The organism is Kitasatospora sp. SolWspMP-SS2h (assembly GCF_003259315.1).
In the GTDB taxonomy this organism is placed as follows: Bacteria; Actinomycetota; Actinomycetes; order Streptomycetales; family Streptomycetaceae; genus Kitasatospora; species Kitasatospora fiedleri.
In genome coordinates this window covers 23,836-50,506 of sequence record NZ_QLLT01000025.1, presented here as the reverse complement: position 1 = coordinate 50,506, position 26,671 = coordinate 23,836, and the positions used below count along the sequence as shown (strand labels likewise).

Here is a 26,671-nt window from a genome sequence, read left to right as displayed (position 1 = left end):
CCGCGCCGTGCGCCCACCCACGGTGCAAGCCGCCATCCTGTTCAGGAGGCGGCGAAGCTCTCAGGTTCGACGACAGATGGGGAGATTCGCCCCAGCCTGCCCGTTTCCAGATCCCGGGAGTCCTGTCGTGTCCCTCCGCCTGACCGCGCTCGACGCGCTGCACCGCTCGCTCGGCGCCACCATGACCGACTTCGCGGGCTGGGACATGCCGCTGCGCTACGGCAGCGAGCGCGAGGAGCACCTCGCGGTCCGCACGAAGGCGGGCCTGTTCGACCTCTCGCACATGGGCGAGATCACCGTCTCCGGCCCGCAGGCCGGCGAGCTGCTCGACCACGCGCTGGTCGGCTTCATCTCCGCGCTCGGCGTGCTGCGCGCCCGCTACACCATGATCTGCCGCGAGGACGGCGGCATCCTGGACGACCTGATCGTCTACCGCACCGCCGAGCAGGAGTACCTGGTGGTGGCCAACGCCTCCAACGCCCAGGTGGTGCTGGACGCGCTGACCGAGCGCGCGGCCGGCTTCGACGCCGTCGTCCGCGACGACCGGGACGCCTACGCGCTGCTCGCCGTCCAGGGCCCGGAGGCGAACGGCATCCTGGCCAAGACCACCGACGCCGACCTGCCCGGCCTCAAGTACTACGCGCTGCTGCCCGCCACCGTCGCCGGCCGCCAGGTCTGGCTGGCCCGCACCGGCTACACCGGCGAGGACGGCTTCGAGGTGTTCTGCGCCCCGGCCGACGCCGCGCACCTGTGGACCGCGCTGACCGAGGCGGGCACCGCCGAGGGCCTGGTCCCGTGCGGCCTGTCCTGCCGCGACACGCTGCGCCTGGAGGCCGGCATGCCGCTGTACGGGCACGAGCTGTCCACCGGGCTGACCCCGTTCGACGCGGGCCTGGGCCGGGTGGTGCGCTTCGACAAGACCACCAACGACGGGCGGTTCGTCGGCCGCAAGGCGCTGGAGGAGGCCGCCGCCGCGGCCGGGTCCAACCCGCCGCGCAAGCTGGTCGGCCTGGTCTCCGAGGGCCGGCGCGTCCCGCGCGCCGAGTACGCGGTGGTGGACGCCGAGGGCGCCGTGATCGGCCGGATCACCTCCGGCGCGCCGTCCCCGACCCTGGGCAAGCCGATCGCCATCGCGTACGTGGACGCCGCGCACGCCGAGCCGGGCGGCACCCTCGCGGTGGACGTCCGCGGCCGGGCCGAGCCGGTCGAGGTCGTCGCGCTGCCGTTCTACCGGCGTGCCCGCTGACCTCGGCCTTCCCCCGACCCCACCCCGAGCCGGTCCTCCTCCGGTTCGTCCGCCCAGCGGACGGCCGCGCCCTCCCCTCCCGCGATCCTGGAGAATGACGCCATGAGCAACCCCACGCACCTGCAGTACACCAAGGAGCACGAGTGGCTGACCGCCGCCGTGGACGGGGTGTCGACGGTCGGCATCACCGCGCACGCGGCCGACGCCCTCGGCGACATCGTGTACGTCCAGCTCCCCGCGGTGGGTGACACCGTCACCGCGGGTGAGACCTGCGGCGAGCTCGAATCCACCAAGTCGGTCAGCGACCTCTTCTCCCCCGCCACCGGCGAGGTCACCGAGGTCAACCAGGCCGTCATCGACGAGCCGGCCCTGGTCAACTCGGAGCCCTTCGAGGGCGGTTGGCTGTTCAAGGTCCGGGTCGAGGCGACCGACGAGCTGCTCGACGCCGACGGCTACACCGCCTTCACCGGCGCCTGACCGGGAGACCCCCCTGATGACGGTTCTCAACCAGTCCCTGCACGCGCTCGACCCGGAGATCGCCGCCGCGGTCGACGCCGAGCTGCACCGCCAGCAGACCACCCTGGAAATGATCGCCTCCGAGAACTTCGCCCCGGTGGCGGTCATGGAGGCCCAGGGCTCGGTGCTCACCAACAAGTACGCCGAGGGCTACCCCGGCCGCCGCTACTACGGCGGCTGCGAGCACGTCGACGTGGTCGAGCAGATCGCCATCGACCGGATCAAGGAGCTGTTCGGCGCCGAGCACGCCAACGTGCAGCCGCACTCCGGCGCGCAGGCGAACGCCGCGGCGATGTTCGCGCTGATCCAGCCGGGCGACACCATCCTGGGCCTGAACCTGGCCCACGGCGGCCACCTGACCCACGGCATGAAGATCAACTTCTCCGGCAAGCTCTACAACGTGGTCGCCTACCACGTGGACGAGAAGTCCGGCCAGGTCGACATGGCCGAGGTCGAGCGCCTCGCCAAGGAGCACCGGCCCAAGCTGATCATCGCCGGCTGGTCCGCCTACCCGCGCCAGCTGGACTTCGCCGAGTTCCGCCGGGTCGCGGACGAGGTCGGCGCCCTGCTGATGGTCGACATGGCGCACTTCGCCGGCCTGGTCGCCGCCGGGCTGCACCCCTCCCCGGTGCCGTACGCGGACGTGGTCACCACCACCACCCACAAGACCCTGGGCGGCCCGCGCGGCGGCGTCATCCTCTCCAAGGCCGAGTGGGCCAAGAAGATCAACTCCGCGGTCTTCCCCGGCCAGCAGGGCGGCCCGCTGGAGCACGTGATCGCCGCCAAGGCCGTCGCGTTCAAGGTCGCGGCCTCCGAGGAGTTCAAGGAGCGCCAGCGTCGCACCCTGGAGGGCGCGAAGATCCTCGCCGAGCGCCTGCTCCAGGACGACGTGACCGCCTCCGGCGTCTCCGTCCTCTCCGGCGGCACCGACGTGCACCTGGTCCTGGTCGACCTGCGCCACAGCGAGCTCAACGGCCAGGACGCCGAGGACCGCCTGCACGAGGTCGGCATCACGGTCAACCGCAACGCCGTCCCGAACGACCCGCGCCCGCCGATGGTCACCTCCGGCCTGCGGATCGGCACCCCGGCGCTGGCCACCCGCGGCTTCGGCGCCGAGGACTTCCGCGAGGTCGCCGACGTCATCGCCGAGGCGCTCAAGCCCGGCTTCGACGAGGCCAAGGCCGAGGCGCTCAAGGCCCGGGTGACCGCGCTCGCGGCCGCCCACCCGCTCTACCCGGAGCTGTAGGACCCCGCTCGGCGGGCCGCCCGACCGGCGGCCCGCCCGGGCTTCCCGGGGCACCACGCACACTGGAGAGGTGCGCGCGGTGCCCCGTTCCATGCCGCGCCCCGCCCCACCGGGCGGGAACCGGCACACCACCACGAGACCGGACAAGGACGTCACCCCGTGGCCATCAGCGTCTTCGACCTCTTCTCCATCGGCATCGGCCCCTCCTCCTCGCACACCGTGGGCCCGATGCGCGCGGCCCGGATGTTCGCCCGCCGGCTCGGCTCCGAGGGCCTGCTGGAGCGGGTCGCCACCGTCCGCGCCGAGCTGTACGGCTCGCTCGGCGCCACCGGGCACGGCCACGGCACCCCCAAGGCCGTCCTGCTCGGCCTGGAGAACCACTCGCCCCGCACGGTCGACGTCGACCGCGCCGACCTGGACGTCGAGCGGATCCGCGCCGACAAGCGGCTCAGCCTGCTCGGCCGGCACGAGATCCCGTTCGACCCGGACCACGACCTGGTCCTGCACCGCCGCAAGGCCCTCGCCTACCACGCCAACGGCATGGCCCTGTGGGCGTACGACGCCTCCGGCGAGACGCTGCTGGAGAAGACCTACTACTCGGTCGGCGGCGGCTTCGTGGTCGACGAGGACGCCCTCGGCGAGGCCCGGATCAAGCCCGACGACACCGCCCTGCGGTACCCCTTCCGCACCGGCGAGGAGCTGCTGCGGCTGACCAGGGAGACCGGCCTGTCCATCTCCGGCCTGATGCTGGAGAACGAGAAGGCGTGGCGCACCGAGGCCGAGATCCGGGCCGGGCTGCTGGAGATCTGGGCCGTCATGAAGGAGTGCGTCGCGGCCGGCATGTCCCGCGAGGGCATCCTCCCCGGCGGCCTCAAGGTCCGCCGCCGGGCCGCCTCCGCCGCCCGCGCGCTGCGCGCCGAGGGCGTCAACCCGGGCAACGCGATGGAGTGGGTCACCCTCTACGCGATGGCCGTCAACGAGGAGAACGCCTCCGGCCGCCGGGTGGTCACCGCCCCCACCAACGGCGCCGCCGGGATCATCCCGGCCGTCCTGCACTACTACCTGAACTTCATCGTCCCGGGCGCGTACTCCGAAGGAGAGGAGCAGGACGGCATCGTCCGCTTCCTGCTCGCCGCGGGCGCGATCGGCATGCTCTTCAAGGAGAACGCCTCCATCTCCGGCGCCGAGGTCGGCTGCCAGGGCGAGGTCGGCTCCGCCTGCTCGATGGCCGCGGGCGGCCTCGCCGAGGTCCTCGGCGGCACCCCCGAGCAGGTCGAGAACGCCGCCGAGATCGGCATCGAGCACAACCTCGGCCTCACCTGCGACCCGGTCGGCGGCCTGGTCCAGATCCCCTGCATCGAACGCAACGGCATGGCCTCGGTCAAGGCCGTCACCGCCGCCCGGATGGCCCTGCGCGGCGACGGGCGCCACCACGTCTCCCTCGACAAGGCGATCAAGACCATGAAGGAGACCGGCGCCGACATGAAGATCAAGTACAAGGAGACCAGCCGCGGCGGCCTCGCCGTCAACGTCATCGAGTGCTGACCCCGGAAACGGTACGGGGCCCCTGTCCGCGGTGGTGCGCGGTCCGGGGCCCCTGTGCGTCCTACGGCGGCCAAGGGGGTGCGTGCCGGCGGAGGGGAGGCGTCGGGTTGTGCTGCCCGACGTGCATGACTATCGCATGCTATGAACCGGCCGACAAAATCGAAACCAAGGCCTGTGGTTCACTTCACCTTCACATACCAGGCAGACGGCGGGGCGGGCTCAGAGTGCGGCGGCGGCGATGGCGGCGGCCCGCTCGCGGATCCTGATCTCGAACCAGACGCCCTTGCCGCGCGGCAGCAGGTCGGCGCCCCAGCGGTCGGCGAGCGACTCCACCAGCCGCAGGCCGTGGCCGTTCTGGTAGCCGACCTCGGGGGCCCGGATCAGGCAGGGCAGGGCGCGCGAGGAGTCCCGGACCTCGACCCGCAGCCAGCCGGGGCGGCGGGTCACCTTGAGTCCGATCATCCGGCCGCCCGCGTGCCGGACGGCGTTGGCCACCAGTTCGCCCGTGAGCAACTCCCCGGCCTCCAGCAGCTGGTGGAGTTTCCACGTCCGTAAGACCGAGAGGACCAGCCGGCGGGCCACCTTGGCCGACTCCGGGCGGGAGGGCAGCCGCACCTCCTCCGCGGCGTCGGGATCGCTGAGGACGCCGAAGAAGAGGTGCTCCATCTCCTCCGGCGTCAGCCGCTCCAGGTCGGCCAGCACCACGCCGGCGCCGATCACTGACGGATCGTCACCACGCCTGCCGGACACCGGAAGTGATGACCGCTCTGCTTCGCCCCATGCCGCCATGCGCCCCATCATTGCGGAACGCGAGCGGCCGCGTACGGACAATGAGCAAACGATCACTATTCATTTGGCATATGCCGCCAGCAACCGAACGGACGCCCGGGCGTCACCACTGCGCCCAGGGGGTGTTCCACCCGCCCAGGCCGTTGTCGATCGAGACGGTCGCGCCCTTGGAGTTGACCACCTTGAACACGTCCCCGACCATGCTGGAGTTGTAGAGCTTGCCCGCCGGGGTGTCGTCGCCGCCCTTGGCGGTGTCGGTGACGCCGATGCAGCCGTGGCTGCCGTTGGAGCGGCCGATCACGCCCGCGCTCCACGAGTTGCCGTGCACGTAGGTGCCGGAGTCCGTCAACCTCATGGCGTGCGGAACCACCAGGTCGTACTCGTCGCCGGAGCCCTCCTTGGTGACGCCGTTGGAGGTCATCCGGGTGGTGCCCTCCAACGCCTCGACCACCATGACGCCGTTCCAGGTGTCGTAGCCGGGCTTGCCGGCCGTGAACTCGACGGTGTCGGTCTGCCGGCCGTCCCGGACCACCGACATCCGGTGGGTGTTGACGTCCACGGTGGAGACCTGCGAGCGGCCGATGGTGAACGGCTCGTCCTTGTCCACGTCGCCGTACACGCCGGGCGCGGTCTCCACATTCTTGAGCTTGTAGTGGATGGTGACCTTGGTGTCGGCGTTCCAGTAGTTCTCCGGCCGGAAGTCGATCCGCTTGTCGTTGACCCAGTGGCCGCGGACCTCGGTGCCGTCGGAGGTCTCGAAGGTGATGCCGGCCTTGACCGCGTCCTTGTTCACCACGGACCGCTTGAACCGCACCGAGACGATCATGCCGACGCCGTAGGTGCCGGCGTCCGCGATGTTGTCGCTGGTGCCGGCCTCCTTGTCGGGGGTGAGGGTGGTGAAGCCGGAGCGCGCGTTGGCGACCACGCCCTTGTCGTCCTCGGCGAGCGCGTCCACGGTGTAGGCGGTGGCCACCAGGAGGCTGCCGGTGGGGGCCCAGCTGCCGTCGGCGGCGATCTGGCCGGGCACCTCGACGCCGTCCGGGCCGGTGACCTTGACCGAGGTGAGCTTCCCGGCCGTGGCCGTCACCTTGACCTCGCCGGTCGGCTTGACCCCGGTGGCGCCGTCGGCGGGCGCGATGGCGATGGTGGCGGCCGACGCCGCCGGCTTGCTCTCGCCGGCCGTGGCGCCGGCCGTGCCCTTGGGGCCGTCCGGCTTCGCCGCGCCGGAGCTGCATCCGGCCGTGGTCATCAGCACCAGGGCGCCCGCGAGCGCCCCCGCCACATGTGCCCCGCGCATCGCCTTCACGTTCCGCTCTCCCCAGTCACCCGCCTGTCCGCTGACAGGACTTTCGCTTGATATGACGGATCGGGGACCGGAAACGTTGCGATCCGAGTGTCCCGGTCCGGTCACGAACGGACCACGGCCCGGCGGTCGGGTGACCACCGGGCCGTGCGGGCCGTGCGTACGAGCGGGCCGTCGGCTACCACTTGCTCCACGGGACGGTCCAGCCGCTCCAGCCGTTGTCGCCGGCGACGGTCTGGCCCTTGGAGTTCTTGATCCGCACCACGTCCCCGATGATCGAGGAGTTGAAGAACTTGCCCGCCGCCGTGCTGTCGCCGCCGCCCTTGACGTCGGCCATGCCGACGCAGCCGTGGCTGGCGTTGGACTTGCCGAAGGCGGTGCTCCAGTAGTTGCCGTGCACGTAGGTGCCGGTACTGGTCAGGCGCATCGCGTGCGGCACGTCCGGGACGTCGTACTCGTCGCCCTTGACGTTGGAGACGGTGGCCGAGTTCATCCGGGTGACCTTCTCCTTGGAGGAGATCACCATGGTGCCGTTCCAGGACGCGTTCTGGTCGTTGCCGGCCGTGATCGGGATGCTCTCGGTCTTGCCGCCGCCGTGGTCCACCGTCATGGTGTGGGCCGCCGCGTCGACCGTGGAGACCTGGTAGCGGCCGATGGTGAACGGCTCGTCCTTGTCGATGTCGCCGTACACGCCGGGGGCCACCTCGACGTTCTTCAGGCGGTACTTGACCGTCACCTTGGTGCCCGGCTTCCAGAACTGCTCCGGCCGGAAGTCCAGCCGCTGGTTGGTGAACCAGTGGCCCTTGGCCACCGTGCCGTCGGAGCCGGTGACGCTGATGCCCGCCAGCACCGCGTCCTTGTTCTTGATCGGCTTGCCGAAGCTGACCGAGACGATCATGCCGACGCCGTAGGTGCCGTTGTCGGCGATGTTGTCGTTGGTCGAGGCGGTCTTCGCCGGGGTCAGCGTGGTGAAGCTGGTGGTCGAGGCGGCCACCAGCCCGGCCGCGTCCACCGCCTGCGCGGCGACCGTGTAGGTGGTGCCGACGGCCAGCTGGCCGGCGGGCTTCCAGCTCAGGCCGTCGTCGGAGATCTTGCCGTCCACCGCCTTGCCGTTCTTGTCGGTGACCTCGACGCTGGTGAGCTTCCCGCTCGCCACCGCCACCTGCAGGCCGTCCTTCGGCTGCACGTCGGTGGCCCCGTTGGCCGGGGTGACGGTCAGCTGCGCGGTCGAGACCTTCGGGGTGGGGTCGGACGCGGAGGAGGACGGACTCCCGCCGCCCGCCGTGCCCTTGGCGTCCGTCGACCCGCCGCCGCCGTCGCCGTTGCAGGCCGTGCCGAGCAGCAGTACGCCGCCCACCAGCAGGGCCGCCGCCGCCCGCCCGGCCCGGCGTCCGCGTCCCGCCACGGCCCAGGTCCCGTGAACCGTCTCCACTGCGCTGCTCCCCTCCCGGTGTTCCCATCGCGTACACGTGCCCGTGCCCGGGATCGGTTGCACCGGGCCGACCGCGATCCGGTGCCCGCGCTGTTCGACTCCGGTCGCGCGCGGCCAGGATAACCGGCCCGGCCGGGTGAATCTTCGGCGGGAGCCGGGTGCGCGTTCAGTGAACTCCCGTCGCGCTGCCCGCCGTCCACTGCCGCCAGTCCAGGTTCCAGTCGGAGAGGCCGTTGTCGGGGGCGACCCGCTCGCCGCGGGAGCCGCGCACCTCCACCACGTCGCCGGTGCGGGTGTGCGCGTAGAGCCAGCCGGCCGGGGAGTCGGCGGAGCCGCCCCTGGCGTCGGGCAGGCCGATGCAGCCGTGGCTGGTGTTGGCGGCGCCGAAGACCGCCGGGTCGCTCCAGTAGTTGCCGTGCACGAAGGTGCCGGAGGCGGTCAGCCGCAGCGCGTGCGGGACGTCCGCGATGTCGTACGCGTCGCCGAGGCCGACGGTCCGCGAGTCCATCCTGGTCACCTCGTGGCGTTCGGAGACCACCATGGTGCCCAGGTAGGTGGGGTGCCCGGGGCTGCCGCCGCTGACCGGCAGCACCCGCAGCAGCTCGCCGTCCCGGCGGACCGCCATGGTGTGCGCGTCCAGGTCGACGACGGCCACCAGCGCGCGGCCGACGGTGAAGTGCACGTCCTCGTCCTGGGTGCCGAGGTAGCCGGGCGCGCCCTCGACGTCCCTGAGCCGCAGCCGCAGGGTGACCCGGGTGCCGGCCGGCCAGTACGCGGCGGGGCGGAAGTCCAGCCGCCGGTCGCCGAACCAGTGCGGGGCGATCTCCAGCGGCGGGTCGGAGACCACCGCGACGGCCCGCTCCACCGCGGCGCGGTCCGCGATCGGGTGCGAGAAGCGCAGCGAGACCGGCATGCCGACGCCGACGGTGGAGCCGTCCCCGGGGGTGGAGGAGCCGACGAAGGTGTGCGCGGGGGCGGCGGTGGCGAAGGCCGCGTGCCGGGCGGCGCGCAGGCCGTCCGCGTCCTCGGCGACCGCGTCCAGGGTGTACCCGGTGGCGGTGGCCAGCCGGCGGTCGGCCGTCCAGCGGGTGCCGTCGGCGGTGAGGGTGCCGGGGACGGCGGCGCCCCGGTCGTCGGCGAGCCGGACGGTCAGCAGCCGGCCGCCGTCGACCTCGACCCGCACCGGGCCGTCGGCCGGGACGTCCCGCGCGCCGTCGGCGGGCCGCACCGCGAGCCGGGCCCGGGAGACCGGCGGCGGGGCGGCCGCGCCGCCCGGCGGCCGGTCGCCGCCGTCGCCACCACCGCCACCGCCGGAGCAGCCGGTCAGCAGCACCAGGGCGAGCGCCGCCGCCCGCCGGGTCCAGAGCCGTACCGCGGCGCGCATGCCGTCCTCCGTCCTCGCCTGACGTCCGTCCGACATCTTCTCCGATACCACCCCGTACCGGACCCGACGGTCGATTCCGCCGCGCGGACACGACCGGATGGTTTCCGCACCCGGCTCCGCTGGGCACATGATCGATCACGGTGCGTCACGCCGCTCGGCCCGGGGTGACGCGGGCCGTCGGACAGGGAACAACGGGAAGAACGGGGACGGGCCCCCGGACGGCTGGGAGGTTCGCCATGACGGCGTGGCAGGAGCTGGATGCGGGCACGGCCCGTCAGGCGCGGTCGGCCGCCCGGTGGGACGGCGCGGCGCCCCGGCCGGACGCCGCGCCGCCGTGGCCGGGCAACTGGCAGCCGCTGGGCGCCCGGTTCCGCACCGACCCGGAGGGCGGCCGGGGCACCAACTTCGCGCTCTGGGCCCCGCAGGCCGAGGCGGTCGACCTGTGCCTGTTCGACGAGCGCGGCCGGGAGAGCCGGCACCGGCTGACCGAGCAGACGTACCAGACCTGGCACGGCTACCTGCCGGGCGTGCTGCCCGGCACCCGCTACGGCTTCCGGGTGCACGGCCGGTGGGACCCGTGGACCGGCGCCCGGCACAATCCCGCCAAGCTGCTGCTCGACCCGTACGCCCGGGCGATCGACGGCGCCTACACGGCCCACGACGCGACCTGCGCGGCCGTCCGCAACTGGCCCGAGCGGGACGTGGCGGACACCGTCCGGGACGACCGGGACTCCGCGCCGTACGTGCCCAAGGCCGTGGTGGTGGACGACGCCGACGACTGGTACGACGACCAGCGGCCGAAGACGCCCTGGGCCGAGACGGTGCTGTACGAGCTGCACGTGCGCGGCTTCACCATGCGCCACCCGGAGGTGCCGCCCGAGCTGCGCGGCACCTACGCGGGGCTGGCGCACCCGGCGGCGGTCGCGCACCTGACCGGGCTGGGGGTGACGGCGGTGGAGCTGCTGCCGGTGCACCACCACGTCAGCGAGGACCACCTGCAGGCCCGCGGGCTGGTCAACTACTGGGGCTACAACACGCTCGGCTACTTCGCCCCGCACGCGGGCTACGCGGCGGGCGGCAGCCGGGGCCAGCAGGTCGGCGAGTTCAAGCGGATGGTGCGGGCGCTGCACGCCGCGGGCATCGAGGTGATCCTCGACGTGGTCTACAACCACACGGCCGAGCAGGGCGTGATGGGCCCGGCGCTCTCCTTCCGCGGCATCGACAACACCGGCTACTACCGGCCGGACCGCTCCCGGCGCGGCTACGCGGACTACACCGGCTGCGGCAACACGCTGGACACCCGCCGTCCGCAGGTGATCCGGCTGATCACCGACTCGCTGCGGTACTGGGTGGCCGAGATGGGCGTGGACGGCTTCCGGTTCGACCTGGCGGCGGCGCTGGCCCGCGGCGCGGACGGCGTGGAGATGGAGCACCCGTTCCTCGCCGCGGTCTCCCAGGACCCGCTGCTCAGCCGGGTGAAGCTGATCGCCGAGCCGTGGGACGTCGGCCCGGGCGGCTACCAGGTGGGCGGCTTCCCGCCGCTGTGGGGCGAGTGGAACGACCACTACCGGGACACCGTCCGGGACTTCTGGCGCGGCGCCCGGCCGGACGTCCGGGAGCTGGCCACCCGGCTCTCCGGCTCCTCCGACCTGTACCAGCGCGGCGGCCGCCGCCCGTACGCCTCGGTCAACTTCGTCACCGCGCACGACGGCTTCACCCTGCGCGACCTGGTCAGCTACGACCGCAAGCACAACGGGGCCAACGGCGAGGACAACCGGGACGGCACCGACGACAACCGGTCCTGGAACCACGGCGCGGAGGGCGAGAGCGACGACCCGGCGGTCCGCTCGCTGCGGGTGCGCCAGCTGCGCAACCTGCTGACCACGCTGCTGCTCTCCAGCGGGGTGCCGATGATCACCGCGGGCGACGAGATGGGCCGCACCCAGGGCGGCAACAACAACGCGTACTGCCAGGACAACGAGACCGGCTGGGTGGACTGGTCGCTGCTGGACGATCCGGACTGGCGCTCGCTGGCCGAGCTGACCGCCAGGCTGGTGCACCTGCGCCGGGCGCACCCGGTGCTGCGGCAGCGGGCGTTCTTCTCCGGCCGCCCGGCCGGGCCGGACGGGCAGCGGGACCTCACCTGGCTGACCCCGGCGGGCACCGAGATGACCGACGCGGACTGGTTCTCGCCGGGGCAGGCGCTGGCGATGCGGCTGTCCGGCGGCGCGATCTCCGAGCGCGACCAGCGGGGCCGGGAGGTGCGGGACGCCGACTTCCTGCTGCTGCTGAACGCCGCCCCCGAGCCGCGGCGCTTCACGCTGCCCGCCCCGCACGTGCCGCTGCTGGACACCGCGCTGGCCGGCCCGCCGGACGCCGTGCCGGTGGCGGAGGTGCTGCTGACGGGCCGTTCGGCGGTGCTGCTGACGGCCGGCTGACCGCGCGGGGCCCCCGCGGCCCGGCCGGTTCTCGCCGACAGGGGCAAAAAACCGGATGAGAAATGTCGGCGGGACGGCCTACCCTCTCGGCGATGGCCGAGAACCAGAACCCCGCTCCGCCCACCCCCGCGGATTCGAACGCACCGTCAACAGGCGGCGCCCACGGTTCACCCGCACCGGCACCCCGGTCCGCGGTGCGCTCGCTGCTGCGCCTGTGGCCCTACGCGCGCGAGGCCCGCTGGCGGATCTTCGGCTCGATGGCCGCCGCCGGGCTCGCCTCGCTCAGCGTGCTGGCCGTCCCGGTCGTGCTGCGCCGGATCGTCGACGGCCCGGTCGCCCACCGGGAGCTGTCCGCCCTGTGGCCGCTGGCCGGCCTGCTGCTGCTCCTCGGCGTGGCCGAGGCCGTGCTGTTCGGCGTCCGCCGGGTGATCGTGGCCCGCCCGCTGGCCCGGGTCGAGACCAGGCTGCGCGGCGAGCTGTTCGCCAAGCTCCAGCGGCTGCCGATCTCCTTCCACGACCGCTGGCCCTCGGGGCAGTTGCTCTCCCGGGCCACCTCGGACCTGTTCGTGCTGCGGCTGTTCCTGGCCTTCCCGCTGGTCTTCCTGGTCGTCAACTCCACGGTCTTCCTGACCGGCACCGCCCTGATGTTCGCCCTCGACTGGCGGCTCGCCCTGATCACCGTGCTCCCGGCGATCCCGCTGCTGTACTTCACCCGCCGCTTCGAGGCCGGGTACTCGGCCGCCTCCCGGCTCGCCCAGGACCAGAACGGGGACCTGGCCACCGTGGTCGAGGAGTCGGTGCTCGGCATCCGCGTCCTCAAGGCCTTCGGCCGGCACCGCACCATGGCCGAGGAGTTCCGCCGGCACAGCGCCGCCCTGCGCGAGACCGAGCTGCGCAAGGCCGGCCTGCTCGGCAACCTGTGGGCGGTCATCGTCGGCCTGCCCGAGCTCGCCCTCGGCGGCGCCCTGGCCGCCGGCGCCGTCCTGGTCGCGCACGACCGGCTCTCGGTCGGCACCCTGGTCGCCTTCCTGTCCACCGCGCTGGCCCTGCGCTGGCCGGTCGAGTCGCTCGGCTGGCTGCTCGGCTTCGCCGCCGAGGCCGCCAGCGCCGCCAACCGCTACTTCGAGGTGATGGACGAGCCGGAGCCGGCCGACCCGCCGTCCGGCCTGGCGCCGTCCGACGACCGCGGCATCCGCTTCACCGGCGTCCGCTTCCGCTACCCCGACGCGCCCGCCGGCTCCCCCGACCTGCTGGCCGGCGTCGACCTGCACGTCCGCCCCGGCGAGACGCTCGCCCTGGTCGGCGCCACCGGCAGCGGCAAGACCACCCTCACCGCGCTGCTCCCCCGGCTGTACGAGCCCACCGCCGGCTCGATCACCCTGGACGGCACCGACCTCCGGGACGTGCCGCGCGCCGAGCTGCGTCGCGACCTCGCCGTCGCCTTCGAGGAGCCCACCCTGTTCTCCGCCACCGTCCGGGAGAACGTGCTGATGGGCGCCCCCGACGCCACCCCCGAGCAGGTCGCCGCCGCCCTGGCCACCGCGCAGGCCGGGTTCGTCGACCGGCTCCCGGACGGCCTGGACACCGAGGTCGGCGAGCAGGGCCTGAGCCTGTCCGGCGGCCAGCGCCAGCGCCTGGCGCTGGCCCGCGCCGTGGTCGGCGCCCCGCGCTTCCTGGTCCTGGACGACCCGCTCTCCGCGCTCGACGTGCACACCGAGGCGCTGGTCGAGCGCGCCCTGCGCCGGGTGCTGGCCGGCACCACCGCCCTGGTCGTCGCGCACCGCCCGTCCACGGTGCTGCTGGCCGACCGGGTCGCACTGCTCGCCGACGGCCGGATCGCCGCCGTCGGCACCCACCAGGAGCTGCTGCGCTCCTGTCCCGCCTACCGGGCCCTGATGTCCGGCGAGTCCGAGCTGGAAGGGGCGCTGGCCCGATGACCACCGCCGTCGCCGCACCCGCCGCCGAGGAGGACGAGCTCCTCCCCCCGGCCACCGACGACCAGGACATCCCCGTCCCGCCCGGCGCCCCGCGCGCCCTGCTCGGCTCGCTGCTGTCCCCGCACCGCCGCCGGATCACCGTCGCCGTGCTGGCCGTGCTGCTCCAGCAGGCCGCGCTGCAGTCCGGTCCGCTGCTGGTCGCCTACGCCATCGACCGCGGCATCCCCGCCCTGCGCGGCCACGACGCCGGCCCGCTGATCGCCGTCACCCTCTCCTACCTGGGCTGCGCGCTGGCCGCCACCCTGCTCCAGCGGGCGTTCATCCGGGTCGCCGCCCGGATCAACCAGGACGTCCTGCTGGACCTGCGCGGCCGGATCTTCCGGCACGCCCAGCGGCTCAGCCTCGACTTCCACGAGCGCTACACCTCCGGCCGGATCATCTCCCGCGCCACCAGCGACGTGGACACCCTGCGCGAGCTGCTCTCCGAGGGCCTGCAGGAACTGCTGATGGTCTGCCTGTCGGTCGGCTACATCACGGTCGTCCTGGTGGTCGTCGACTGGCGCCTCGGCCTGGCCGCGCTGGCCTCCTTCCTGCCGATGTACCTGGTCGTCCGGTCGTTCCGGCGCCGCTCCCAGCAGGTCTACCGGCGCTCCCGCACCGTCTCCGCCGGGCTGATCGTCCGCTTCACCGAGACCATGAACGGCATCCGCCCGGTGCAGGCGTTCCGCCGCGAGGCCGCCAACGACAGGGCGTTCGGCACCGTCAACCGGCAGTCCGCCACCGCCACCGCGGACGGCCTACTGGAGATGGCCCGGTACGTCTTCCTGTCCCGGCTGACGGCCAACGTCTGGATCACCGGCGTGGTCGTCCTCGGGGCCTTCCTGGTCACCGACGGCAGCCTCGAACTCGGCGTCCTGACCGCCTTCGTGCTCTACCTGCGGCGGCTGTACGACCCGATCGACCAGCTGGCGATGTTCCTCAACAGCTACCAGTCCGCGGCCGCCGCGCTGGAGAAGATGGCCGGCCTGCTCGCCCACGAGCCGTCCGTCCCCGAGCCCGCCGCGCCCGCCGCCCTGCCCGCCGCGCGCGGCAAGGGCCGCGAGGTCGCCTTCCGGGCCGCCTCCTTCGGCTACGCCGACGGCAAGCAGGTGCTCGCCCCGTTCGACCTGGTGCTGCCCGCCGGGCGGACCACCGCCGTGGTCGGCGCCACCGGCGCGGGCAAGTCCACCCTGGCCAAGCTGCTGGCCCGGTTCTACGACCCCACCGCCGGCCGGATCACCCTCGACGGCGTCGACCTGCGCGAGCTCTCCACCGCCGAGCTGCGCGCGAACGTCGTGATGGTCACCCAGGAGTCCTTCCTGTTCTCCGGGACGGTCGCCGAGAACATCGCCGTCGGCAAGCCCGACGCGACCCGCGCCGAGGTCGAGGCCGCGGCCCGCGCGATCGGCGCCCACCCGTTCATCGCCGCCCTGCCCGACGGCTACGACACCGACGTCCGCAAGCGCGGCGGCCGGATCTCGGCCGGCCAGCGCCAACTCGTGGCCTTCGCCCGCGCCCTGCTCGCCGACCCCGCCGTCCTCATCCTCGACGAGGCCACCTCCTCGCTGGACGTCCCCGGCGAACAGGCCGTCCAGCACGCCATGCGCACCGTCCTGGCCGGCCGCACCGCCGTGATCATCGCCCACCGCCTCTCCACCGTCGAGATCGCCGACCGCGTCCTGGTGATGGACCAGGGCCGCGTCGTCGAGGACGGCACCCCCGCCGCCCTGATCGCCGGCGAGGGCCGCTTCGCCACCCTCCACCAGACCTGGAAGGACAGCCTGGTCTGACCGCTCCCGCCCCGGCCGTCCGCCCCTCCACCCGCGCGCGTGCCGCGACCGGATCCTCGGCAAGCCGGATCTTGCGATCAAACTGTCGATTATTTACGTCATGTGTCACGTCTATTGCCGCCGGATGTGGCCCTCACTACGATCCCGACGGCAGGTCGAGGACCTGACAAGGTGTCGGTCAACCGGGCGGAGGCAACGGCATGGTGGTATCGCGACGGACGTTCCTGCAGGCTGCGGCGGCGGCGGGCGTGCTCGGGGCGGTGGGCCTGGGCGAGGGCGCCGCGCAGGCGGCCAGCCCGGCGGGCGACGTGGTCGGGAAGGTGACGGTCGGCTACCAGGGCTGGTTCGCCTGCCCGGGCGACGGCGCCCCGATCAACGGCTGGTGGCACTGGGCCCGGAACTGGGGCGCCTCCCCCTCGCCCTCGAACAGCGCGATCGTCGCCTGGCCGGACGTCCGCGAGTACCCGAAGACGTACGCCACGGCCTTCCCGAACCTGAACAACGGCCAGCCGGCCTCGCTGTTCTCCTCCTACGACCAGTCCACGGTCGACGTGCACTTCCGCTGGATGAAGCAGTACGGCATCGACACCGCCGCCCTGCAGCGCTTCAACCCGACCGGCGGCGAGGGCCCGACCCGGGACGCGATGGCGGGGAAGGTGCGCAGCGCCGCGGAGTCGCAGGGCGTGAAGTTCTACGTCATGTACGACGTCTCGGACTGGACGACCATGCAGTCGGACATCAAGGCCGACTGGACGAACAAGATGCGCGCCCACACCGCCTCGCCCGCGTACGCCCGGCAGAACGGGAAGCCGGTGGTCTGCGTCTGGGGCTTCGGGTTCAACGACAACCAGCGCCCGTTCACCCCGGCGCAGTGCCTGGACGTGCTCAACTGGTTCAAGGCGCAGGGCTGTTACGTGATCGGCGGGGTGCCGACCTGGTGGCGCACCGGCGACCGGGACTCCCGGGCGGGCTTCTCGGAGGTCTACCACTCCTTCGACATGCTCTCGCCGTGGCTGGTCGGCCGGATCGGCAGCGCCGCGGACGCCGACAACTTCTACAACGTGGCGACCGTCCCGGACCTCGCGGAGTGCAACGCGCACGGCATCGACTACCAGCCGTGCGTGCTGCCGGGCGGGGTGGGCGACCGGCAGCGGGCGCACGGCGACTTCATGTGGCGGCAGTTCTACAACATGGCCCGGGCGGGGGTGGCGTCCGCGTACATCTCGATGTTCGACGAGTACAACGAGGGCAACCAGATCGCCAAGACCGCCGAGTCGCAGGCGTGGGTGCCGGCCGGGGCAGGGTTCCTGGCGCTGGACGAGGACGGCACGGCCTGCTCCTCGGACTACTACCTGCGGCTGACCGGCGACGGCGGCCGGATGCTCAAGGGGCAGCTGGCCGTGACGGCGGCCCGGCCGACCCAGCCGTTCCCGTCCCGGCCGGACACCTCGGCGCCGACCGCGCCGGGCGGGCTGCGGGTGACCGGGCAGAGCGACACCACGGTCTCGCTGGCCTGGAACGCCTCGACCGACGACGTGGGCGTCACCGGCTACCGGGTCCGGGTCGGCGGCGCGGTCCGGGCCACCACCACCGCGACCTCGTTCACCGTCACCGGCCTGTCCGCCGCCACCGCGTACACCTTCGACGTGCTGGCGCTGGACGCGGCGGGCAACACCTCCCCCGCCTCCGGCCAGGTCTCGGCGACCACCTCCCCCGCCACCGTCCCCACCGGCAACCTGGCGCTGCACCGGCCGACCGCGGAGAGCGGACACACCCAGAACTACGGCTCGGGCAACGCGGTGGACGGCGACCCGAACAGCTACTGGGAGAGCCCCAACAACTCCTTCCCGCAGTGGCTGCAGGCCGACCTGGGCTCGACCCTCCCGGTCCGCCGGATCGTCCTCTCGGTGCCCCCGGCCGCCGCCTGGGCCGCCCGCACCCAGACCGTGGAGGTGCAGGGCAGCACCGACGGAGCGACCTTCTCCCGCCTGCTGGCGCCCGCCGGGTACGTGTTCGACCCGGCGAGCGGCAACAGCGCGACCCTCACCCTCCCCTCCGGGGTGAGCGCCCGTCAGGTGCGCCTGGTGTTCACCGCCAACACCGGCTGGCCGGCCGGCCAGGTCGCCGAACTCCAGGTCTTCGCCGCGTGACCCGGAGCGCCCCCACCCGGCGGGCCGCCGCCCCTCCGCCTTAGCGTCACAGTGACGCTAACGGAGGGACGGCCGTCCGCGCAAGGGCCTTCCGGCGGCCGGGAAAATACCGCCCGGAATGTCGATCGTGCGCAGTACGCTTCCCGCGCCCCCGGTGCCAGAGCGGTACCGGGGGGCTCTGTGGAGGGGAATCCTGATGACACGCACCTCGGACCGCCGCGCCCGTATCCCCCTGGCCGCGGCCGCCGCCGTCTCCCTGGTCCTGCTGACCCCCGGCACCTCCGGGGCCGCCACCGGTACGCCGACCGTCCCGACCGACCTGTACAACAGCCTGCGCGCCTGCTCCACCGACCCGGGCGCACCGCTCTTCGCGAACGGCTCGCAGGAACTCACGGTCGAGGCCATCGCCGGCTCCACCGACCCGTCCACCACCCGCCTCACCGCGCAGTTCCGCTACTGGCCGGTCACGGACCCCGCGCAGGCCGCCACCGTGGACCACCCCTACGCGGTCCCCGGTCTGGAGGCGAGCGCCCGGCTCCCCCAGCTCGCCGACGCCACCGACTACGCCTGGCAGGCCCGCACGATCGACCCCGCGACCGGCTCGGCCTCCGACTGGTCGGCCTCCTGCTACGTCACCACGGACAACACGGCGCCCGCCGCCGCACCCGCCGTCAGCTCGCCCAACTACCCGGAGGGGCAGTGGAACCCGGGCGGCACGCCGCTGGAGTTCCGGTTCGACCCGAACGGCGTCGCCGACATCGCCGGGTACCAGTTCAGCTGGACCGGCACCTTCCCGGTGTCCGGCGCGGACATCGGCGAGCACGGCATCCCGGCGTACCACGGCCCGTACGAGGACCCGCAGTACGGCGTCCGCGCCGAGAACCCCGGTGGCGGCGTCACCGTGCGGCTGGTCCCGCCCGCCGGGTGGAGCAGCGGCCCGGTGCGGCTGCTGGTCCGCGCCCTCGACCGGGCCGGCAACCTGTCGCAGACCACCACCTACTCGACGTACATCAGGACGACCTCGCCGACGGTCACCGAACTCTCTCCCGCGCCGGCGTTCGGCGAGCCCGTCGGCTTGCGGTTCACCCCGGACCCGGACGTACGGGCCGCCGGTCCGGTGGCCAGCTACACCGTGTACGACACCTCGACGTACCGGACCACGGTCGTCCCGGCCGGCCCCGACGGGACCGCCGAGACCACCCTGCTGCTGAACTCCCCGGTGGGCGACCAGTTGCAGATCACCTCCACGAGCGCCAACGGCTGGATCAGCTCGGCGGCGACCTGGGGCGGCTACCTCGACACCACCCCGACGATCACCTCCACCGACTTCCCCGAGTACGAGGCCGCGGGCGCGGTCGGCACCCCCGGCACCTTCCACCTCGCCCCGAAGATCGACGGCGGCCGGATCGCGAGCTACACCTACTCCCTGGGCTGGAACACCGACCAGGTCACCGTGCCGGCCGGCCCGCAGGGCGAGGCCGACATCAGCTACACCCCGACCGCCAGCGGCTGGTTCGACCTGGAGGTCTACGCGACCACCACGGACGGCACCCAACTGACCACCGGCACCTACACCTTCGTCGTCAACTGACGGCACCGCGGGCCCCGGCGGGCGGCCGGGGCCCGCCGCGGTCGGCCGGGGCGAATCCGATCGACCCCGGCCCGGCGCGGCCGTTAGCCTCGCTCCGTGAACGATCCGACGGCCGGGGAGCCCGGCGAGCCAGACACCCGCGGTCCGCTGCGCTTCCTGTGCTGGCTGGCCGTCAGCCAGCTCGGCCGTTCGCTGGCGGGCACCTTCTTCGGCACCGCCTGGATGCTCGGGCTCACCGTCCAGCCCTACCTGCTCTCCCGGGCCGTGGACGACGGGCTGCGCACCGGCCGGACCGGCACCGTCCTCGGCTGGGCCGGCGCGATGCTCGGCTCCGGCCTGCTCAGCGCCGCGCTCGCCTGGTACCGGCACCGCACCATGACGCTGGTCCGCGCCGACGCCACCTTCCGCACCGTCGGCGTGGTGCTGCGGCACAGCACCTGGCTGGGCGCGGCGCTGCCCCGGCAGGTGTCCGCGGGCGAGGTGGTCACCATCGGGATCTCCGACGTGGTCCGGATGTCCCTGGCGCTGACCTTCGTCGGGCCCGGCGTCGGCGCGGTGGTCTGCTACCTGACGGTCGCCGCGGTCCTGCTCACCCTCTCCCCGCCGCTGGCCCTGGTGGTGCTGCTCGGCCTGCCGCTGCTCGGTCTGGCGCTGCGCCCGCTGCTCGCCCGCCAGCAGCGGGTGGAGGGCGAGTACCGCGACCGGCAGGGGCGGCTCACCGCCCGCTTCGAGGACCTGGCCGGCGGGCTGCGGGTGCTGAACGGCCTCGGCGGCAAGGAGGTGTTCGCGGCCCGCTACCGGGCGGACTCCGGGCGGCTGCGCGCCGAGGGCTACCGGGTCGGCGCCGTCACCAGCTGGATCCAGGCCCTCGGCTCCGGCCTGCCCGTCCTGCTGCTGGCCGCCGTCACCTGGCTCGGCGCCCGCCTCGCCGTCGAGGGCCGGCTGACGCCCGGCCAGCTCGCGGCGGTGTTCGGGTACGCGGCCGTGCTGGTCGCCCCGGTCTACTTCCTGCTGGAGAGCAGCCAGGACATCGGCCGCGCCCTGGTCTCCGCCCGCCGGGTGGTCGCCTTCCTCCGGCTCGCCCCCGCGCCCGACCACGGCACCGCGCCGGCCCCCGCCGGGCCCGCCGCGCTGACCGACCCCGAGTCCGGCGTCCGGGCCGCCCCCGGCGAACTCACCGTGCTCGCCTCCGCCCGCCCCGCCGACACCGCCGCCGTCGCCGAACGCCTCGCCCGGCTGGACGCCGCCACCCGCGCCGAGTGGGGTGGCACCCCGCTCGCCGACCTGCCGCTGGCCGCCGTCCGGGACGGGATCGTCCTCGCCGAGAACGAGGCCGCCCTGTTCGCGGGCACCCTGCGCGAGACCGTTCGCGGCCGCACCGGGGCCGACGACGCGGTCCTGCTGGCCGCGATCGACGCCGCCGCCGCCCGCGACGTGCACGACGCCCTGCCCGGCGGCCTGGCCGCCCCGATCGCCCCCGACGGCCGCAACCTCTCCGGCGGCCAGCGCCAACGGCTGCGCCTGGCAAGGGCGTTGACCGCCGACCCGGAGGTCCTGCTGGCCGTCGAGCCCACCTCCGCGGTCGACGCCCACACCGAGGCCGCGATGGCCGCCGGCCTGTCCGCCGCCCGGAGCGGCCGCACCACCCTGCTCACCAGCACCTCCCCGCTGCTGCTCGACCGGGCCGACACCGTCCACTACCTGGTCGACGGCAAGGTCGCCGCCACCGGCACCCACCGCGAGCTGCTGCGCACCCGCCCCGGCTACCGCGCCCTGGTCACCCGCGGCACCGAACCCGACGAAGCCCAACCCGACGAAGCCGGACCCGACGGCACCGAGCCCGTCGGCACCGGACCCGCCGAAGCCGGGCCGCCCGCCGGAAGCCCCACCGCCCTGCTCCGGGAGGGCAGTTGAGCACCCTGCCGATCGCCACCCCCCGCCAGGTCCGGCGGGCCGCCGTCGCCCTGGTCCGGGCCGACGGCCGGGCCTTCGCGGCCGTGCTGGCCCTCAACGCGGCGGCCGCCCTGCTCGGCCTGGCCGGGCCCTGGCTCCTCGGCCGGATCATCGACCTGGTCGCCGCCGGCGCCACCACCGCGGACGTCGACCGGCTCGGCCTGCTGCTGCTCGGCTGCGCCGTCGTCCAGATCCTGACCGGCCGCCAGGCCCGCTACCTGGCGCACCGGTTCGGCGAGCGCTCCGCCGCCGCGGTCCGCGAACAGCTGCTCGACCGGGTCCTCGCGCTGCCCGCCGCCACCGCCGAACGGGCCGGCACCGGCGACCTCACCGCCCGCGGCACCGCCGACTCCACCGCCGTCGGCGAGACGCTCCGGGACGCCGCGCCCGAGCTGTTCGTGGCCGGCGCGCAGATCCTGTTCATCCTCGGCGCGATCCTCACCGTCAGCCCGCTGCTGGGCGGTTGCGGGCTGATCGGCATCCTGGGCATCGTCCTCGGCGCGCGCTGGTACCTGCGCCGCTCCCGCCCCGCCTACCTCGCCGACCGGGCCGCGAACGCCGGCCTGGCCGAGACCCTCTCCGCCACCGCGAACGGCGCCCGCACCGTCGACGCCCTCGGCCTGCGGCAGCAGCGGCTGGCCGCCGGACGCGCGGCCGTCGCCGCCGCGTACCGGACCCGGATGCGCACCCTGGACCTGCGGCTGCGCTTCTTCGCCGCCATCAACCTCTCCTACACCGTCCCGACCGTCCTGGTCCTCCCGCTCGGCGCCGTCCTGGTCGCCCACCACACCGTCACCCTCGGCGCGGCCGTCTCCACCGCGCTGTACCTACAGCGCCTGGTCGACCCGCTGGACAACGTCGTCATCCTGCTCGAATCCCTGCAGAGCAGCACCGCCGCGTACGCCCGGGTCGAGGGCCTGGCCGCCGCCCCCGCCACCGTCCCCGCCCAGGCCCGCGCCGGGGGCGCCGAACCGGCCGACGGCCGGATCGAGGTCCGCGGCGTCCACCACGCCTACCCGGACGGGCCCGACGTCCTGCACGGCCTCGACCTGGAGCTGACCCCGGGCGAGCGGCTGGCCGTGGTCGGCCCCTCCGGCTCCGGCAAGTCCACCCTCGGCCGCCTCCTCGCGGGCGTCGACCGCCCCCGGTCCGGGAGCGTCACGGTCGGCGGCGTCCCGCTCGCCGACCTCTCCCCCGACCGGCTGCGCCGCCAGGTCGTCCTGGTCACCCAGGAGCACCACGTCTTCCTCGGCACCCTCCGCGACAACCTGCGGATCGCCGCCCCGGGGGCCGACGACGCCGCCCTGGCCGCCGCGCTGGACGCGGTCGGCTGGCAGCACGACCTCCCGGCGGGCCTGGACACCGAGCTGGGCCCGGCCGCGACCCGCCTCGACGGCGCCCGGGCCCAGCAGGTCGCGCTGGCCCGGGTCATCCTGGCCGACCCGCACACCCTGGTCCTCGACGAGGCCACCGCCCTGCTCGACCCCGCCACCGCCCGCCACACCGAGCGGGCGCTGGCCGCCACCCTCGCCGGCCGCACCGTCATCGCCATCGCCCACCGGCTGCACACCGCGCACGACGCCGACCGGGTGGCCGTCCTCACCCACGGCCGCCTCACCGACCTGGGCCCGCACGAGGACCTGCTCGCCGCCCGGGGCAGCTACGCCGCCCTCTGGCACACCTGGCAGGGCCCGGACGGGGGCCGGGGCCCGGAGAGCGGCTGACCCCGCGCGACGCGGCGGCCGACAGCTCCCCGGGCTCCGGGCCCCGTCCGGGCCCCGGGAACGCCCGCGGGGGACGTCCTAGCGCAGCACCCCCGCGTCCATCCCGCCGGTCTCCACCGGCACCGCCAGCAGCCCGAGCTCGGCGACCGAGGCGAGGCGGGGGTGGGTGGGCAGCACCCGGACGGTGTAGCCGAACGGGCCGGTGCGGGCGAGTTCGAGGTGGCCCTCGTAGCGGATCCGGCCGTCCAGGTCGGTGCCGCCGCCCGCGGGCTTGAGCGCGAGCGTGGTGGCCTCGGAGATCCGGTCGCTCTCGTCGACCCGCCCGGAGACGACCTGCACCTCGACGTCCTCGGGCCGCAGCCGCCCGAGGTTGACCTGGACCCGCAGGGCCAGCGTCGCGCCGAGCTCCTGCGCCTCGCCCGCCCCGTCCGCCTCGACGTGCTCGACCCGGACGGCCGGCCACGCCTCCCGGACGCCGGCCTTCCAGCCCGCCAGGGCCTGCGCGGCGGCGTAGTCGCCGTCCTCGCCCGCGAGCCGCCGCTTCGCCGCGGCGGCCGGGGCGTACAGCCGCTCGACGTACTCGCGCACCATCCGGCCGGCCAGCACCTTCGGGCCGAGGGTGACCAGGGTGTGCCGGACCATGGAGATCCACCGGTGCGGGAGCCCGTCCGCGCCGCGGTCGTAGAACCGGGCGGCGACCTGGTGCTCGATCAGGTCGTAGAGCGCGGCGGCCTCGATGTCGTCGCGGCGCTCGGCCTCCCTGCTCTCCGGGTCGACCACGCCCTCCCCGGTGCCGCCGTCGGCGGTGGGGATGGCCCAGCCGTTCTGGCCGTCGTACCACTCGTCCCACCACCCGTCGAGGATGGACAGGTTGAGGCAGCCGTTCAGCGCGGCCTTCATCCCGGAGGTGCCGCAGGCCTCCAGCGGGCGCAGCGGGTTGTTCAGCCAGACGTCGCAGCCGGGGTAGAGCGTCTTGGCCATCGCCATGTCGTAGTCGGGCAGGAAGACGATCCGGTGCCGCACCGCGGGGTCGTCGGCGAAGGCGACCAGCTTCTGGATGAGCCGCTTGCCGCCGTCGTCGGCGGGGTGCGCCTTGCCGGCGATGACGATCTGCACCGGCCGCTCGGGGTCGAGCAGCAGGGCGCGCAGCCGGGCCGGGTCGCGCAGCATCAGGGTGAGGCGCTTGTACGAGGGGACCCGGCGGGCGAAGCCGATGGTCAGCACGTCGGGGTCGAGGACGGCGCCGGTCCAGCCCAGTTCGGCCTCGCCGGCGCCGCGCTGCTTCCAGGAGGCGCGCAGCCGGCGGCGGGCCTCGTCGACCAGTTGGGCGCGCAGCGCGCGGCGCAGCGCCCAGACCTCGGCGTTGCCGATCCGCTCCAGGCCGGTCCACTGCTCGGCGGTGCCGACGGCCATCGCGTGCTCGGCGCGCTCCTGGCCGAGCTCGGTGGCGCCGAGCCGGACGACGGCGGGGTCGATCCAGGTGGGGGCGTGCACGCCGTTGGTGATCGAGGTGATCGGGACCTCGGGCGTGTCGAAGCCGGGCCACAGGCCGCCGAACATCTCCCGGCTGACGGCACCGTGCAGGGTGGAGACGCCGTTGGCGCGCTGGGCCAGCCGCAGGCCCATCGCGGCCATGTTGAACAGCTTGGGGTCGCCGTCGCTCCAGCTCTCCGCGCCGAGCGCGAGCACCTGGTCGACGGGGACGCCGGGCAGGGCGGCGTCGCCGCCGAAGTGCCGGGCGACCAGGTCGCGGTCGAAGCGGTCGATGCCGGCCGGGACGGGCGTGTGGGTGGTGAACACCGTTCCGGCCCGGACGGCCTCCAGGGCGTCGGCGAAGCCGAGTCCGGGGTGGGCGGTGACGAGTTCGCCGATCCGCTCCAGGCCGAGGAAGCCGGCGTGGCCCTCGTTGGTGTGGAAGACCTCGGGCTCGGGGTGGCCGGTGAGCCGGCAGTAGGTGCGGACGGCGCGGACGCCGCCGATGCCCAGCAGTATTTCCTGCAGCAGCCGGTGCTCGCTGCCGCCGCCGTAGAGCCGGTCGGTGACGTCGCGTTCGGCGGGGCTGTTGGCCTCGACGTCGGAGTCGAGCAGCAGCAGCGGGACGCGGCCGACCTGGGCCCGCCAGACCTGGGCGGCCAGGGTGCGGCCGCCGGGGAGGGCGAGGTCGATCCGGCAGGGGGTGCCGTCGGGTTCGCGGAGCAGGGCGACGGCGAGCGCGTCGGGGTCGAGCAGGGGGTAGCGCTCCTGCTGCCAGCCGTCCCGGTCGAGGGACTGCCGGAAGTAGCCGTGCCGGTAGAACAGGCCGACGCCGATGATCGGGACGCCGAGGTCGGAGGCGGCCTTGAGGTGGTCGCCGGCCAGGATGCCGAGCCCGCCGGAGTACTGCGGGAGGGCGGCGGCGATGCCGTACTCGGGCGAGAAGTAGGCGATGGCGGCGGGCAGGCCGCCCTCGGGGTCGACGGGGTCGGTCGCTCTCTGGTACCAGCGCGGGCCGGTGAGGTAGTCGCGCAGTTCGTCGGACAGGTCGCCGAGGCGGCGCAGGAAGCGCCGGTCGCCGGCCAGCGCGGCGAGCCTGGCGGCGGGGACTTCGCCGAGCAGTCGGACCGGGTCCTCGCCGACGGCGGCCCAGACGTCCGGGTCGACGGAGCGGAACAGCTCCCTCGTCTCGGGGTGCCAGGACCAGCGGAGGTTCAGCGCGAGCTCGTGCAGTGGCTGCAGTTGTTCGGGCAGGACGGTGCGGACGGTGAACCTGCGGATTGCCTTCACGGCAAGGAGCGTAGTCCCGCCCGGGCGCCTGAGGGGGCGTCAACCGTCGTTCGCCGCACCCGTTCGGAGCAGTGTTGAGATCGTTCCGGGCGCGTGGTGGCAAAACCCGGCGCGCAGGGGGCGCACACTGGGAAAAGAAGCGCCGTCAGGTGTGAACTTCTGGGAACGGAGGTGTTGCGGGAGTCTTCCGCAGTGCGACATAGCGGCTTAAAGAGCGCGCCGACCCACACACAGCCCTTGCCCGTGGTGCGAGGATGCAACAGGGTCGTGAGTGCCGCTGGTGCGCGATCGGGTGGTCGCCCCTGCTGCCTCGGCCGCTGCATGCCCTGTTCGACGAACCCTCACTTTCCTTCGCCCGTTCGGCCCCAGTCGCCGCGTCTCCGCGTGTCCTTGTTCCCTGCCCGGTCGTTTTCCGGTGGGTTGGGTCACGTGGGGGGCGTGCATCGAACGGCGCGCGCCGGGACGCGCGTGTCCGGTTCCTGCACGCCGCCGCGTGACCGCGACCGGTGGGCGGGGTTGCCGGGTCCGTCCGCACGGGCAGGCTGCGACCGCACGTCCTTCCTCACCCCAGCAGTCCTCCCGGTACTCCCTCGGCGCCGCTGCCCGGGAGCTGCCGCCGATCTCGGGCAGGAGCATTGGCATGCACGGCGACACGCGGGACCAGTCCACGGTGCCGACGGACCACACACCCGACACCCCGTCGGCCGGGGAGCCCCCGGTACCGGCCCCGCGCATCGGCGCGGCCCGCCGGAAGGCCGCCGAACCGGGCGTGAATCGGGCCGCGGGCACCCCCCGCAAGGCCGCGGCGAAACGGACCACCACCGT

The 26,671-nt window shown here is 74.0% G+C and carries 16 protein-coding genes; 11 read left to right on the top strand and 5 right to left on the bottom strand.

What is annotated here, in order from left to right:
- The first annotated feature begins 76 nt into the window (after window positions 1–76).
- From gcvT to K353_RS26840, 4 genes are all read left to right on the top strand, one after another.
- Window positions 77–1,246 carry a glycine cleavage system aminomethyltransferase GcvT gene (gene gcvT, locus K353_RS26855; protein WP_370447665.1) on the top strand — a complete coding sequence of 390 codons (1,170 nt, stop codon included), beginning with the start codon at window positions 77–79 and terminating at the stop codon, window positions 1,244–1,246.
- 102 nt (window positions 1,247–1,348) lie between these two features.
- Window positions 1,349–1,723, top strand: coding sequence for a glycine cleavage system protein GcvH (gcvH, locus tag K353_RS26850; protein ID WP_030919412.1), 375 nt, complete (start codon window positions 1,349–1,351; stop codon window positions 1,721–1,723).
- Between the two features lie 16 nt (window positions 1,724–1,739).
- Complete coding sequence (gene glyA / locus K353_RS26845; RefSeq protein ID WP_111556113.1) at window positions 1,740–3,008, top strand: serine hydroxymethyltransferase; 1,269 nt, start codon at window positions 1,740–1,742, stop codon at window positions 3,006–3,008.
- Between the two features lie 159 nt (window positions 3,009–3,167).
- A complete protein-coding gene (locus K353_RS26840; RefSeq protein ID WP_111556112.1) occupies window positions 3,168–4,553 on the top strand; it encodes an L-serine ammonia-lyase in 1,386 nt (461 codons plus the stop codon).
- A 219-nt stretch (window positions 4,554–4,772) separates the two neighbouring features.
- Here the strand turns inward: K353_RS26840 and K353_RS26835 are convergent, their stop codons facing one another.
- The 4 genes from K353_RS26835 to K353_RS26820 all read right to left on the bottom strand — a co-directional run bounded on the left by K353_RS26835 (window position 4,773) and on the right by K353_RS26820 (window position 9,461).
- Window positions 4,773–5,273 carry an ATP-binding protein gene (locus K353_RS26835; protein ID WP_370447664.1) on the bottom strand — a complete coding sequence of 167 codons (501 nt, stop codon included), beginning with the start codon at window positions 5,271–5,273 and terminating at the stop codon, window positions 4,773–4,775.
- A gap of 172 nt (window positions 5,274–5,445) precedes the next feature.
- A complete protein-coding gene (locus tag K353_RS26830) occupies window positions 5,446–6,639 on the bottom strand; it encodes an Ig-like domain-containing protein (RefSeq protein ID WP_233533856.1) in 1,194 nt (397 codons plus the stop codon).
- Window positions 6,640–6,823: 184 nt separating this feature from the next.
- Entirely contained in the window at window positions 6,824–8,050 is a 1,227-nt protein-coding gene (locus K353_RS26825) for an Ig-like domain-containing protein (RefSeq protein WP_233533855.1), read from the bottom strand.
- Window positions 8,051–8,243: 193 nt separating this feature from the next.
- A complete protein-coding gene (locus K353_RS26820; RefSeq protein WP_111556109.1) occupies window positions 8,244–9,461 on the bottom strand; it encodes an Ig-like domain-containing protein in 1,218 nt (405 codons plus the stop codon).
- A 236-nt stretch (window positions 9,462–9,697) separates the two neighbouring features.
- On the opposite strand from K353_RS26820, the gene glgX reads away from it, so the two are divergent.
- The 7 genes from glgX to K353_RS26785 all read left to right on the top strand — a co-directional run bounded on the left by glgX (window position 9,698) and on the right by K353_RS26785 (window position 23,083).
- Window positions 9,698–11,899, top strand: coding sequence for a glycogen debranching protein GlgX (gene glgX, locus K353_RS26815; protein ID WP_111556108.1), 2,202 nt, complete (start codon window positions 9,698–9,700; stop codon window positions 11,897–11,899).
- Between the two features lie 92 nt (window positions 11,900–11,991).
- A complete protein-coding gene (locus tag K353_RS26810) occupies window positions 11,992–13,836 on the top strand; it encodes an ABC transporter ATP-binding protein (protein WP_111556107.1) in 1,845 nt (614 codons plus the stop codon).
- Window positions 13,833–15,665 carry an ABC transporter ATP-binding protein gene (locus K353_RS26805; RefSeq protein ID WP_111556106.1) on the top strand — a complete coding sequence of 611 codons (1,833 nt, stop codon included), beginning with the start codon at window positions 13,833–13,835 and terminating at the stop codon, window positions 15,663–15,665. The genes K353_RS26810 and K353_RS26805 overlap by 4 nt, the downstream gene beginning before the upstream one ends.
- 200 nt (window positions 15,666–15,865) lie before the next feature.
- Entirely contained in the window at window positions 15,866–17,815 is a 1,950-nt protein-coding gene (locus K353_RS26800; RefSeq protein WP_111556105.1) for a discoidin domain-containing protein, read from the top strand.
- Between the two features lie 196 nt (window positions 17,816–18,011).
- On the top strand, window positions 18,012–19,406 hold the full coding sequence (locus K353_RS26795) for a hypothetical protein (RefSeq protein ID WP_111556104.1): 1,395 nt from the start codon (window positions 18,012–18,014) through the stop codon (window positions 19,404–19,406).
- Window positions 19,407–19,502: 96 nt separating this feature from the next.
- Entirely contained in the window at window positions 19,503–21,320 is a 1,818-nt protein-coding gene (locus K353_RS26790; protein ID WP_111556103.1) for an ABC transporter ATP-binding protein, read from the top strand.
- Window positions 21,317–23,083: an ABC transporter ATP-binding protein gene (locus tag K353_RS26785; protein WP_111556102.1), complete on the top strand. Its 1,767-nt coding sequence runs from the start codon at window positions 21,317–21,319 to the stop codon at window positions 23,081–23,083. Before K353_RS26790 ends, K353_RS26785 begins: the two co-directional genes overlap by 4 nt.
- Before the next feature lie 78 nt (window positions 23,084–23,161).
- Here the strand turns inward: K353_RS26785 and glgP are convergent, their stop codons facing one another.
- The gene (gene glgP, locus K353_RS26780; RefSeq protein ID WP_111556101.1) at window positions 23,162–25,846 is read right to left on the bottom strand and encodes an alpha-glucan family phosphorylase; all 2,685 of its coding nucleotides are present in this window, start codon (window positions 25,844–25,846) and stop codon (window positions 23,162–23,164) included.
- Between the last annotated feature and the right edge of the window lie 825 nt (window positions 25,847–26,671).

Bases quoted from the DNA above. Each gene is read 5' to 3' on its own strand.
- K353_RS26795 (WP_111556104.1), top strand. From the start codon at position 18,012: ATGACACGCACCTCGGACCGCCGCGCCCGTATCCCCCTGGCCGCGGCC.
- glgX (WP_111556108.1), top strand. From the start codon at position 9,698: ATGACGGCGTGGCAGGAGCTGGATGCGGGCACGGCCCGTCAGGCGCGG.
- K353_RS26810 (WP_111556107.1), top strand. From the start codon at position 11,992: ATGGCCGAGAACCAGAACCCCGCTCCGCCCACCCCCGCGGATTCGAAC.
- K353_RS26805 (WP_111556106.1), top strand. From the start codon at position 13,833: ATGACCACCGCCGTCGCCGCACCCGCCGCCGAGGAGGACGAGCTCCTC.
- K353_RS26830 (WP_233533856.1), bottom strand. From the start codon at position 6,639: ATGCGCGGGGCACATGTGGCGGGGGCGCTCGCGGGCGCCCTGGTGCTG.
- gcvH (WP_030919412.1), top strand. From the start codon at position 1,349: ATGAGCAACCCCACGCACCTGCAGTACACCAAGGAGCACGAGTGGCTG.
- gcvT (WP_370447665.1), top strand. From the start codon at position 77: ATGGGGAGATTCGCCCCAGCCTGCCCGTTTCCAGATCCCGGGAGTCCT.
- K353_RS26820 (WP_111556109.1), bottom strand. From the start codon at position 9,461: ATGCGCGCCGCGGTACGGCTCTGGACCCGGCGGGCGGCGGCGCTCGCC.
- glyA (WP_111556113.1), top strand. From the start codon at position 1,740: ATGACGGTTCTCAACCAGTCCCTGCACGCGCTCGACCCGGAGATCGCC.
- K353_RS26800 (WP_111556105.1), top strand. From the start codon at position 15,866: ATGGTGGTATCGCGACGGACGTTCCTGCAGGCTGCGGCGGCGGCGGGC.